This window comes from Rossellomorea aquimaris, from assembly GCF_008180865.1.
In the GTDB taxonomy this organism is placed as follows: domain Bacteria; phylum Bacillota; class Bacilli; order Bacillales; family Bacillaceae_B; genus Rossellomorea; species Rossellomorea yichunensis.
In genome coordinates this window covers 418,106-430,810 of record NZ_VTEX01000002.1, presented here as the reverse complement: position 1 = coordinate 430,810, position 12,705 = coordinate 418,106, and the positions used below count along the sequence as shown (strand labels likewise).

Sequence of the window (12,705 nt, the reverse complement as noted above, 5' to 3'; positions counted from 1 at the left end):
AATTGAAAGAACAATGCAAGAATACAACGAAAATCAGTAATTGGTGCGTGGTAAGCATGGCCTCGATTCCTTTGGTAATGACCTTGGGGAATTCCATGCTGATCCCTGTACTGCCCATTTTTGAAAGAGAGGTGGGGATCTCTTCTTTTCAAACGAGTATGATTATTACGAGTTACTCCATTGCTTCGATCTTTCTGATTCCGGTGGCTGGATATCTGTCAGATCGCTTCGGAAGGAAGGTGGTCATCCTACCCAGTTTACTCATCGCGTTAATGGGAGGATTGGTTGCAGGGTTTGCTTCATGGAAAATGACAGATCCGTTTACTTGGATCATCATCGGGCGTATTCTGCAGGGAATTGGAGCGGCTGGAGCGGCCCCGATCATTTTACCGTTGGTGGGTGATCTCTATAAGGATGATGATGAGAAAACGAGTTCCTGTCTTGGGTTGATTGAAACATCCAACACCTTCGGCAAGGTGTTAAGTCCCATATTGGGGGCGTTGTTTGCCGCGTATTTATGGTATCTTCCTTTTTTCTCTATTTCTGTTTTTAGTCTCATTTCAATTGTACTCGTCATCTTCTTCATTCAAGTTCCTAAGAAGAAAGAGAAGCCCGTCTCACTGAAAACATTCATAAAGAATACAAAGAAGATTTTTAAACAGGAAGGGAGATGGATCTTTACAGTTTTTCTCGTGGGGATCTATAGCATGCTGCTCTTGTTTGCCGTCTTGTTTTTCCTCTCTGATTCCCTGGAGAAAACACACGGCTTGTATGGGGTGAAAAAAGGGTTTGTGTTGGCCATTCCTTTACTGGCTCTTTGCATCGCTTCTTTTATTACAGGTAGAAAGATTAAAGGTGAGCTGAAGGTCATGAAGGTGATCATGACGGTGAGCTTGATTCTGATCAGTGTCAGTGTGTCATTGATAGGATTTGTCGACGAGCGATTGATTCTTCTCCTGTCTGTCTCAAGCTTAATGGGTCTCTCCATTGGTGCTTTGCTGCCTACCATGGATGCTTTGATTACCGAAAACATAGAGAAAGAGGAAAGGGGGACGATTTCTTCTTTCTATAGTTCATCCCGTTTCATCGGGGTGGCTGCCGGTCCCCCTCTGATGGCCTTGGTGATGAATTCTCTATTGAATGAAAGTCTTATCGGTGCAGGTATCTTAGGTATCGGGATGTTTCTGCTTGTGTTGTTTTTTATTCAATCAGAAAAATCCCCCACTTCTACTACAAATCAAGGAGGTGCAACATGAAACCATTAGACAGTGATTTTTCTGACACACATCTCCCTTTCTTTAGTGTGAACAGTGGGAAGGGGAGGGCAGTAGGCAAAGATCTTTACTATTGGACCAATCAGATTGTGAATGTCTGTTTCTACGGAATTCCGGGAAGCAGGGAGTGGGTGTTGATTGATTGTGGGATGCCTCACTCTAAGCAGAAGATCATGGAAGCGGCGGAAGAACGGTTTGGCCATAGGGGTAAACCGCAGGCCATCGTGTTGACTCATGGCCATTTTGACCATGTCGGGTCCCTGGAGCCGCTCTTAGAGGAATGGGACGTTCCAGTTTATGCCCATGAACTGGAAATCCCTTACCTTAATGGAGAACGGAACTATCCAAAAGGGGACCCTACTGTGGATGGCGGTTTGGTCAGCGAGTTGTCCCCATTTTATCCCCATCATGGAATCGATGTGTCCGATCGGATTCACGCACTCCCGGAAAATGGTGAAGTCCCCTTTATGCAAGGATGGAGATGGGTTCATACACCTGGCCATACGCCAGGGCACATTTCCCTATATAGGGAGTTGGATGGTGTATTGGTCGCTGGGGACGCCTTTGTGACAGTGAAACAGGAATCCTTGTACCGGGTTGTCCTTCAAAAGAAAGAAATCAGCGGTCCCCCGAGGTATTTCACGATGGATTGGGAAGCGGCCAAAGAATCGGTCGCCACATTATCCAATCTGAAACCGAAAGTAGCTGTCACTGGACATGGAGAGGCGATGGCGGGGGATGAGTTGGAAGAAGCATTAAGAAAATTGGTTGAACAATTTGATGTGATCGCATTACCCGCTAATCGGAAACGTCATTAACTTCGATTCGAATAATTTTATACCAGCAGGGAAAATTAATCTTGTGAAAACCTTTTCCCCTCTTCACCTGAAGGGGGTTTTTAGCAATTGAAAGGGAGGGATACAGTTCATGGATCTAGATTGGATTTGGAAAGCCATTCTCATTGTTGTGGCTGGTACATTATTGTTAAGAATAGCCGGGAGAAAGTCCATTTCGCAGATGACATTGGCACAAACAGTCATTATGATCGGTATCGGATCATTATTAATTCAACCAGTTGCTGGAAAGAATATATGGACAACGATCGGAGTCGGTCTTATTCTTGTTTTAACCTTGATGGTCATGGAATATCTGCAGGTGAAATCCGATCGTGTCGAACAGTTTATCACGGGGAAATCCAAGATTCTTATGGAAAATGGCAACATCAATGAAAAGAACTTTAAAAAGTTACGAATGACAGTCGATCAACTCGAAATGAAACTGCGACAACAGGGAGTCAGTAAACTTTCCGATGTGAAATGGGCGACGCTTGAACCGAATGGACAAGTCGGGGTGGAATTGATGCCCCAGGCGAAGCCGGTGACGAAGAAAGATTTCGAACAATTCCAGGCAGAAGTACAGAGACTGATCAATATGCTCAATGTTCCACCCACAACAAAGAGGCCAGTCAGTCAGGAAGTCGGCGGGGAAGATATATTTAAAGAGATCAAGCAGAAATCTTCCGCCAATCCACCCCCTAAACATCTTCAGTAGCACAAGACAAGAATATTCGAATGGAGGAAGCTCATGAAAGCAGTCACCTATCAAGGAAAGAATTCCGTAGCCGTCAAGAAAGTGGACGACCCTCGGATAGAAGATTCACAAGACGTCATTGTCAACATTACATCAACAGCCATCTGTGGATCGGATCTGCATCTTTATCAAGGGAATTTCCCACTTCCGATCGGGTACGTCATTGGACATGAGCCGATGGGGATCGTGGAGGAAGTCGGGAAAGATGTGACCAAAGTAAAAAAGGGAGACCGTGTCATCATCCCTTTCACCGTGGCGTGCGGGGCATGTCCCTATTGTGAGCAACACTTGGAAAGTCAATGCGATCATTCGAACCCCCATTATGACTCTGGTGGGCTGTTCGGATACTCTGAGAAGTTCGGTAATTATCCCGGGGGACAAGCGGAATATCTCCGGGTTCCATACGGGAACTACACCCCTTTTTTAGTACCGGAGAATTGTGAACTGGAGGATGAACAAATCCTTTTATTATCTGATGTACTTCCGACGGCCTACTGGAGTGTGGAGAATGCAGGTGTGAAAAAAGGGGACACGGTCATTGTTCTCGGATGCGGGCCGGTCGGATTGATGGCCCAGCAGTTTGCCTGGAAAAAAGGTGCTGAGAGAGTCATCGCCGTCGATTATTTCGATTACCGCTTACGTCACTCGAAGAAGATGAACCATACGGAAACCTTTGATTTCACCCAATACAATGATATGGGTGAAACGTTGAAGGAGTTAACCAGAGGCGGAGCGGATGTGGTGATCGATTGTGTCGGCATGGACGGGAAGAAATCCCCCCTTGAATTCATGGAACAGAAATTGAAGCTTCAGGGAGGGACGATCGGTCCGATCCAGATCGCCACCAAAGCTGTCAGGAAGTGTGGAACCGTTCAATTGACCGGGGTATATGGCGGTCTATACAATATGTTCCCCCTTGGGGCATTCTTTGCCCGTAATGTTACGTTGAAAATGGGACAGGCTCCTGCGAGAGCGTATATGGCCCCCCTTTATGAACAAATCGTCAAAGGGGAAATCGACTCCACATCCATCATCACACATATACTTAAGCTTGAAGAAGCGGAAAAAGGGTATCAACTATTTAACAAAAAAGAAGACGATTGCATCAAAGTCATCTTGAAGCCTTAACGGTAAGAAGGAGGGATATAGTGTCCCTCCTTCTTTGTGTTCACGGGATATTATACGCGTATATAAAGGGGAAGGATGTTATGAAAGTAATGAAGTGGGGGTAATTAGACTCGTGTTCTATCAAAGAATGCACATAAAAAAAGATTTTCAGGTTGACTGAAAAATTCGCCAGCAACCTGAGAATCTTACCTATTCAGTGATCACTCACAATGTTCATTTTTGTTTTTGTGAAGGGGTGGAGGGATCAACCATCCCTTTTCTTTGTTTAACTTAAGTACTTTAGCACCCATTTGGGCTTTTTGCATATGAAATTGGCCGAACATCATCGCCACATCTTCACGTATGCTTTGTCCCATGATTGTGCTGCATGCAACTAAGCCTGAAGCGATATTAGCGGATAGCCCTGCTGCAACGGCAGGATCCGGCATGCGGGCACCTGTCGGAATATCATCAAGGCAGGCATGCGGAGGCTCTGGAGGTGTTGGAGGCAATCCAATCCCATTTTCCTTCAGAAGTTTTTCAACTTGCTTGATTTCTTCTTGTCCACCCTCGATGCTGTCCTTCAGTAACTTTTTCAGATCATCATCTCCGGCATGGTTAAGCTGCATCTGATATCCTGCCACAGTGGCTTTAGCCGTCAACAAATAGTTCCACGTCCCAAATACTTCACCATAATGCAATGGTTCTTCTTGTGGATTTCCGCTTAAAATACCCATAATCATCCTCCTGATTGTCATTATTGTGCCGCCTTTCAAAGTGAATGTTTGAGCACAAAGTTTATTTTTTCACTAATCACATGGAAGTATGTATGTACTTTTTTACATTTTTTGTATATGAAAGAGGCAAACCGTTTTAGTGCTTCGGAAATGTCCGTTCATCTCATAGCATAGGTGGGAAAAAGGGAATAAAAAACACTATGACTCCTATATCTTTACGATTCAACCATTGGTAAAATTAGACTATTATGGTCTATCACTAAACGATTTATAACTGAGTCAAGGGATTCACGCTTTACTGGAGGGTTGCCAAATGATTGATATAAAAACCGATTACATTTTTAAAACGATCACTTCTATTAACAAGGGGTGGTCGAGTGATAAGAAATACTATGTTGAAGCGGAGACTGGTGAAAGACTGTTGCTTCGGACAGCGGACCGTTCCGAATATGAGAGTAAGAAGAGTGAGTTTGAGGCGATGAAGCGGTTGGCCGAAACGGGCATACCGATGTCGAAGCCATTGAAGTTCGGTATGAGTGACGATGGGAAAAGTGTTTATACGCTCTTTACCTGGTGTGAAGGAGAAGACGCTGCAGAGATGCTGCCTAAGTTGACCGATACAGAGCAATACGAGCTCGGCCTGAAGTCGGGTCGTTATCTCCGGGAAATCCACTGTATTCATGCACCTTCTGATCAAGAGAAGTGGGAGACGAAGTTCAATCGCAAAGCGGACAGCAAGATTAAGCAGTACTATGATTGTCCGGTGAAAATAAAAGGCGGCGACAGAATCATTGAATACATTGAGTCGAACAGACATCTCCTGCGAGGGCGGCCCCAATCGTTTCATCACGGTGATTATCACGTGGGGAATATGGTCATATCGCGAGAAGCGGAACTTTCCATCATCGATTTCAACCGGCATGACTTCGGTGATCCGTGGGAAGAGTTCAACCGCATCGTGTGGAGTGCTTCGGTTAGTCCTCATTTTGCTACAGGACAGCTCAATGGCTATTTCAACGGCCGGCCGCCTGAGGAGTTCTTCAGGCTCATGCTCTATTACATAAGCAGCAATATGCTGTCGTCCATTCCATGGGCCATGCCGTTCGGGGAAGTGGAGGTGGCCGTCATGAAGAAGCAGGCAACGGAAGTGCTTGTCTGGTTTGACGGCATGAACAATCCAGTGCCGACGTGGTATGTGGAAGACTTTTATATTCAGTACATCGATGAAATTCCATACAAATTAAAGTCTCCTTTCGACTTCTCTTTCATCGAGGGATATGGGGAGGTTTTCAAGGTGTATGATGATCAGGACTCCGGCAATATTTGCTTTGGGATAAAGGACGACGACCAGAAAATTTTCATGAAATTCGCAGGGGCCCCTACAGCGCGATTTGCAGGGAAACCGGAAGATTCGGTCGCAGAGTTGAAGGCTAGTGTAAAGGTTTATGAAGATTTGGCACATCCCCATTTAGTCAAGTTGCTTCGTGCGGAAGAAATCGGCGGTGGATTTGCCTCCATATTTGAATGGACAGATGGGGAGTGCATGGGAAGAATGTATCCCTTATCCAGGGAGAAATTTATGAAGATGCCGGACAGCACAAAGATGGACTTATTTCATGACATCCTCGATTTTCACATTCATGTGATAGAACAGGGGTATGTAGCAATCGATTTCTATGACGGGAGTATTCTGTATGACTTTCAAAAAGGAAAGACCCTGATTTGCGATATCGACCTTTATTCCAAACGCCCCTATACCAATACAGTGGGCAGGATGTGGGGATCCTCAAGATTCATGTCGCCGGAGGAATTCGAACAAGGGGCAGAAATCGATGAAATCACGAATGTGTATCTGATCGGAGCCACCGCCTTTGCGTTGTTTGGCGGGGAGAAAGACAGGTCCATCGATAAATGGCGACTGAGTGAGAAGTTATATAGAGTGGCATTGAAAGCAGTGAGCGAGGATCGTGAGAAGCGTCAGCAGTCGCTTGAGGAGTTTAAGAGTGAATGGGACTGGGGGACAGGTACGTTGTCCCAGTCTTTGAAATGATCTAGAGACAAAGTACCTGTCCCCTTGTGGCTTGGTATGAATCCTTAGAAAAGTATATTAGGGCTGATCCCGGTACGTTAATGGGTTAACGTACCGGGATCAATCCTTTTTTGTATCTTTTTATTTAATAATCTTTTCCCCATCAATAAAAACTTCCCAAGCTGTACACACATTGTTAATAGTTTCGTAATATTTTCCCTCTAAGATGAAATCAACAGCAAAGATCAACCGAGCAAAATAAATAGAGGAGGAAAGAAAATGCTAGAACATAACAATCAAAATGAAGAAATGAAGCATATAGAGTCGGAAAATATGGAAGACGTGAAGAAAGAAGAAATGCAACGAAGCCCGAAGCCGAAGAAGCCTTTTAAAGGACGGGGGTTTCTAAATACTGTAGGTGCCGGGATCATCGGTTCGGTCCTGACATTGACGGTATTGCCTCAAACCGATTATTATCAGAACCTGGCTCAGCCCGGCATCGAACAATCGGCAGGGGACAACGGCGAGGTGGAGACTTCGGGGGATTCAGGAATCAACCCTACGACGGTTTCAACGGGTAGCGGCGATGTAGCGAATATTGTGGAAGATGCCTCTGAATCGATTGTCGGAATTGTCAATTATCAGCAGCAGAATGGCATGGGTGCATCTCAAGAAGCTCAAGCAGGGACAGGTTCAGGGGTTCTCTTCAAGAAAGAGGGCGAGAGTGCTTATATCATCACCAACAATCATGTCATTGAAGGTGCCTCTAAGATTGAAGTGTCCCTCTATGATGGTGAAAAGACCGAGGCGGAGCTGATCGGAGCCGATCCACTGACGGATCTTGCCGTATTGAAGATCGATGGTAAGTATGCAGACAACCTGTTGGAAGTGGGAGATTCCAGTGCGTTGCGCGCCGGTGAACAGGTGATCGCGATCGGGAATCCACTGGGCCTCGATTTATCAAGGACGGTTACACAAGGAATTGTCAGTGCCGTTGATCGAACCATTCCAGTGCAGACTTCTGCAGGTGAATCTGAATTGAATGTCATCCAAACCGACGCGGCCATCAATCCTGGAAACAGCGGAGGTGCGCTGCTGAATTCAAAAGGTGAATTGATCGGGATCAACAGTGCGAAGATCTCGAACTCCGGTGTAGAAGGGCTTGGGTTTGCCATTCCAAGTAAGGATTTTCTGCCGGTCGTAAGTGAAATCATCGAAACGGGGAAAGTGGAGCGGCCGTATATCGGAATCGGAATGACGAATCTTGCCGATGTTCCCCGTCATTATCTGCCGGATCTGCCTAATGAAGTCAAAGCAGGTGTAGTCGTCGCGAGTGTTGATGAAACATCAGCGGCAGCAAAAGCCGGTGTCAAAGAGGGCGATGTCATAACGAAGCTGAATGGAAAAGCAGTAGCGGATGTGGCCGACTTGAGAAGGCAGTTGTACGGTGACCTGAAAGTTGGGGATAAGATCGACCTGACCATCTTCCGGGACGGTGAAGAAATGACGGTCAGTCTGACTCTTACTAGTAATGCAATGATGAATGGGTAAAGTTGTGGTCTGGATGGTACCTGGTACAGAGTGAGTGGAATGTACCAGGTACAAATCGAGTGAAATGTACCAGGCTCAATCCAAGGTAAATGTACAAGGTACAAATCGACCAAACTGTACCTGGCACCACAAAAAACAACCGAACAGTATACAAATATTAGAAAAAAAGGAGTACGGGTGAGTGGATAAAAAGAAACGTTCGATCACATTATGGAGTGTCATAGGGGGCATTGTCGTCGTCGGCACGATGCTTGTGATGTTTGGCTTTTCGAAGGATGAAGTGGTGGCAAAGGTGGGGGACAAGTCGATCAGTAAAGAGGACTTGTATACGACGCTTGTGGACCAGTATGGGGATGCCGCCCTGGATACACTGATTGCCGAGAAGATAGTGGAGCTTGAGAGTGACAAGAAGGATCTCACAGTCAAGGACAGTGAGATCGAGGAGGAACTGGAGTCAATCAAAGAGTCCTATGGGGGCGAAGAGGCATTCAATGAGGCGTTGGCTTCAAGCGGAGCGAGCCTGGATAGTGTTAAAAAGAATGTCGAATCGTTTTTGTTAACGGAAAAGTTGCTGAAGGACAGAGTCTCGATTTCGGACGATCAGATAACGGAATATTTTGAAGCGAATAAAGACTCGTTTGCTCAAGAAGAACAGGTACAGGCAAGCCATATTCTGGTTGAAGATGAGAAAACAGCCAAGGAAGTGAAGGACAAGCTTGATGACGGAGGGGATTTCGCGGAGCTTGCGAAAGAATACTCCACTGATACGTCCAATGCCGAGTCGGGCGGAGAGCTAGGTTTTTTTGCAAAAGGTGAAATGGTGACGGAATATGATGATAAGGCGTTTGCCATGAAAAAGGGTGAAATCAGTGAGCCGGTGAAGACGGAATTTGGCTATCATATCATCAAGGTGACGGATAAAAAAGACGCGAAAGAAGCGGTCCTTGATGATCATAAAGAGGAAATAAAGGATATTCTGTTTGATCAGGCACTTCAAACGGAGTATGGGACGTGGCTTGAGGAACAAAAAGAGAAGTACCAAATCGAAAATTTATTGAAAAGTTAATGAACCGGCAACTATTTGTTCATACATTGGTCATAACTTCTGGAGAAAATGACAGGGCAGGGGATTGAATCCTGATCTCATCGTGTGCTACATAGATGGGTTCGATCCCTGCAAAACCAATAAAGGAGGAAATGAATATGAAAAAGAAAACACTGACGTATGTACTGACAGGTGCCTTATCTGTCGGAATCCTCGGGGCTATTCCAGCCTTTGCTGCTGAGGAGGACAGTGCGAAGACAAACGACTCGGCGGTTGTTAGCGGAAAGTCGGAGCCGGAATTTGGCGGACATCGTGGCGGTGGGCATGGAAAGTTCCATCTGAATGAGGAACAGGTGAAGGAAAAAGCAGAAGAACTTGGGATCGACAGCACCGATAAGGATTCACGGGAACTCGCGAAAGAGATCATGGATGCTGAACTCGAAAAAAGAGCAAAAGATTTGGGTATTGAAACAGAAGGAAAGGATCACCGTGCGCTCATGGATGAAATCCGTCAGGCGGAACTGAACAAAAAAGCGAAAGAGCTGGGGATTGCCACTGATGGAAAAGACCAGGAAGAGCTCTCTCAAGAGGTAAGGGAAGCTTTACTTAAACAGAAAGCGAAAGAACTTGGAGTGGAAACCGAGGGCAAGGAACTGGATGAACTTGCAGATGAAGTAAGGGAAGCAGCACTTCTGAAGCAGGCAAAAGACCTTGGAATTGAGTCAGAGGGAAAGGAGCACCATGAATTGAAACAAGAGATATTCGAAGCTTCCATTTTAAAAGCTGCCAAAGAACTGGGCATTGAAACAGAGGGCAAAACGTCGAAGGAACTGATGGAAGAAATCATGACCAATCATGCCGACGAAGCGAAGAAACTGGATTTCTTCCCTTTTAATAAAGAAGAAGGCTTCTTTTTCCTAAAGGGCGGTAAAGGCCATCATGGTGGCCCAGGCCATGGAAAAGGACCTCATGAATCTGTGCCTGAGGGCGAACAGAGTGAGGAACCGGCAGCCAAATCTCCAAATGACACATTATAAGGATTGGGATCCCCGCCAAGTGAGCGGGGGTTTTTCATTAGGATGAAACAATAGAATGAATCAGTCAAAACGGCTATACTTTAGATAGGGAGCCATGGGGACAGGTACCTTGGCACAGTATTGGATAGGAGCCACGGTACCTGTCCCCATGGTTCTAAATAGAAAAAAGTCGGGAAAGGAGCGATGTTGATGAACGTGCTGGTAGTAGAAGACAATAAGAGCGTCACGTCGATGCTTGAGATGTTTTTTATAAAAGAAGGGATTCAAGGAGAATTTGTCCACGACGGGGCTGATGGGTACCGGCGTTATAAAGAAGGAGATTGGGATCTTGTCATCCTGGACTGGATGCTGCCGGGGATGGACGGCGTCACCATATGCAGGAAAATCAGGGAGGAAGGGTCCCAGGTCCCGGTCATCATGCTGACGGCGAAAGACAGTGAATCGGATCAGGTGCTCGGGCTCGAACTCGGTGCCGACGATTATGTGACCAAGCCCTTCTCGCCCCTTGCCCTGATGGCAAGGATACGGGCTGTTACGCGGCGATATCAAGGGGAGAAAAACAGTGGGTCAGGAACTCAGGATGTCTCGACGGCAGACTTCCAAATCAGTAAAGAAACACGTGAAGTCCTTCTGAAAGGCGTTCCCCTTACGAACCTGACACCGAAAGAATTTGAATTGCTCTATTACCTATCACGGCATCCGCGTCAAGTGTTCTCGAGGGAGCAGCTACTCGAACGGGTATGGGGGTATGATTTCTACGGGGATGAGCGGACGGTCGATGTTCATATCAAGCGGCTCCGCAACAAAATCGGCAGCAAGGAAAAGCCGTACCTGCATACGGTCTGGGGAGTAGGGTACAAATTCGACGAGGCGGCGTCCGGGGATGAAATTTAGATATCTTTATCAGCTGCTCCTCAGCCATACAAGCGTACTCATCATCGCCTTCATGATCCTTGGCCTCCTGTTTTCCCAATATGTCGAAAATCTTGTCTACGAAAATAAGGTCACGGAACTCAGGTCGTATGGGGAAAAAATTTTATCAGACCTTGAAAGACCAAGCCCGAGAAGACCTCTGTATCTTGAGGAATACAGCAACTTGCTCCATGCCCGGAACATCGATGTGATCACGTTCAATCGCCAAGGGGAGGTATCCTTCTCAAGGGGAGGGGTGTACCCGCGGATAGAGCTCTCCAAAGAAGAGTGGCAAAAAATCGAACGAGGTGAAACCGTCCCCCTGAAGAAAGATTTCGGCCGGTTTGACCAGGCTGTATCCCTCGTCATCATGCCCCGGATCATCAATGATCAGCTGGCTGGCGGACTGATTTTGATTTCCCCAATCAGCGGCTCGAGGGAAATGCTGAGTGAGATTAATAAATATCTTCTATATATCGTGCTCCTGTCACTGGCGATTTCTCTCTTGATCAGCTTGTTCTTATCAAAGCTCCATGTGAAAAGGATTCAGAGGATCAGGGATGCCACTTCCCGTGTGTCATCCGGTCATTACGATGTTCGCGTCCCAAGCTCCAACTTCGATGAAATCGGCGATCTTGCCGAAGACTTTAATGAAATGGTCACGAAACTCCAGGCATCCAAAGAGGAAATCGACAGCCTGGAGAACCGTAGACGGCAGTTCATGGCGGATGTGTCACACGAACTGAGAACACCGCTGACTACGATTCGAGGTGTCATCGAGGGGATTCGAAACGATATGATCCCCGAAGAACAGAAAGAAAAAAGCTTCGGTCTCGTCAGCGAGGAAACGAGGCGCCTGATCAGACTGGTGAACGAAAACCTGGACTACGAAAAAATCCGCTCCAACCAGGTAGCCATCACGAAAGTAACCTTACCTTTACTGGATATCTTTGAAGTCATCAAGGAACAGCTCGACTTGCAGGCGGAAGAAAAAGGAAACGAGATCAGGGTGGTTGCAGATTCCGGTGCCACAGTACATGCGGACTACGACAGGCTCATTCAAATACTGATCAACATCACGAAAAACAGCATTCAATTCACCTCTGGAGGAACGATCACGTTAAGGGGCTCCTCTACGGGTAGTGAATCCATCATCGAAATCGAAGACACCGGAATCGGTATGGACCCCGAAGAAATCCAATCGATTTGGCGCAGGTTTTATAAAGCGGACCTGTCCCGGACGAATAATCCATACGGTGAATTCGGCATCGGACTCTCGATCGTGAAGCAATTGGTGCTCATGCATGAGGGGACGATTGATGTGTTCAGTGAGAAAGGGAAGGGTACGAAGTTTGTGATTCGGCTGCCTCTTTGAAAGGGTCCAAGTGGACAGGTACCTTGTACCGGTCTTGGATAGGAGCCG

11 protein-coding genes are annotated in these 12,705 nt (G+C 46.4%); 10 read left to right on the top strand and 1 reads right to left on the bottom strand.

Annotated features, from left to right (window positions below; translation table 11 throughout):
- Positions 1-56 precede the first annotated feature (56 nt).
- The 4 genes from FZC88_RS09700 (at position 57) to FZC88_RS09685 (ending at position 3,992) form a co-directional block, all read left to right on the top strand.
- The gene (locus FZC88_RS09700) at positions 57-1,256 is read left to right on the top strand and encodes an MFS transporter (protein ID WP_148995148.1); all 1,200 of its coding nucleotides are present in this window, start codon (positions 57-59) and stop codon (positions 1,254-1,256) included.
- Complete coding sequence (locus FZC88_RS09695) at positions 1,253-2,092, top strand: MBL fold metallo-hydrolase (RefSeq protein ID WP_148994631.1); 840 nt, start codon at positions 1,253-1,255, stop codon at positions 2,090-2,092. The genes FZC88_RS09700 and FZC88_RS09695 overlap by 4 nt, the downstream gene beginning before the upstream one ends.
- 109 nt (positions 2,093-2,201) lie before the next feature.
- Positions 2,202-2,825 (top strand): DUF421 domain-containing protein, encoded by a 624-nt coding sequence (locus FZC88_RS09690; protein WP_148994630.1) that lies wholly within the window; start codon positions 2,202-2,204, stop codon positions 2,823-2,825.
- 33 nt (positions 2,826-2,858) lie between these two features.
- Entirely contained in the window at positions 2,859-3,992 is a 1,134-nt protein-coding gene (locus FZC88_RS09685) for a zinc-dependent alcohol dehydrogenase (protein WP_148994629.1), read from the top strand.
- A gap of 200 nt (positions 3,993-4,192) precedes the next feature.
- On the opposite strand, the gene FZC88_RS09680 is transcribed toward FZC88_RS09685, so the two are convergent.
- Positions 4,193-4,708, bottom strand: coding sequence for a DUF3231 family protein (locus tag FZC88_RS09680; RefSeq protein WP_148967771.1), 516 nt, complete (start codon positions 4,706-4,708; stop codon positions 4,193-4,195).
- Between the two features lie 313 nt (positions 4,709-5,021).
- On the opposite strand from FZC88_RS09680, the gene FZC88_RS24650 reads away from it, so the two are divergent.
- From FZC88_RS24650 to FZC88_RS09650, 6 genes are all read left to right on the top strand, one after another.
- Positions 5,022-6,758 carry a phosphotransferase gene (locus FZC88_RS24650; protein ID WP_316247531.1) on the top strand — a complete coding sequence of 579 codons (1,737 nt, stop codon included), beginning with the start codon at positions 5,022-5,024 and terminating at the stop codon, positions 6,756-6,758.
- A gap of 258 nt (positions 6,759-7,016) precedes the next feature.
- Positions 7,017-8,288, top strand: coding sequence for a S1C family serine protease (locus FZC88_RS09670; RefSeq protein WP_148994628.1), 1,272 nt, complete (start codon positions 7,017-7,019; stop codon positions 8,286-8,288).
- A gap of 181 nt (positions 8,289-8,469) precedes the next feature.
- Positions 8,470-9,354: a peptidylprolyl isomerase gene (locus FZC88_RS09665; RefSeq protein WP_262371815.1), complete on the top strand. Its 885-nt coding sequence runs from the start codon at positions 8,470-8,472 to the stop codon at positions 9,352-9,354.
- Between the two features lie 137 nt (positions 9,355-9,491).
- The gene (locus tag FZC88_RS09660) at positions 9,492-10,370 is read left to right on the top strand and encodes a hypothetical protein (RefSeq protein WP_148994627.1); all 879 of its coding nucleotides are present in this window, start codon (positions 9,492-9,494) and stop codon (positions 10,368-10,370) included.
- Positions 10,371-10,559: 189 nt separating this feature from the next.
- Positions 10,560-11,264 (top strand): response regulator transcription factor, encoded by a 705-nt coding sequence (locus FZC88_RS09655; protein ID WP_148967774.1) that lies wholly within the window; start codon positions 10,560-10,562, stop codon positions 11,262-11,264.
- Entirely contained in the window at positions 11,254-12,657 is a 1,404-nt protein-coding gene (locus FZC88_RS09650) for a sensor histidine kinase (RefSeq protein WP_148994626.1), read from the top strand. The genes FZC88_RS09655 and FZC88_RS09650 overlap by 11 nt, the downstream gene beginning before the upstream one ends.
- Positions 12,658-12,705: the final 48 nt, after the last annotated feature.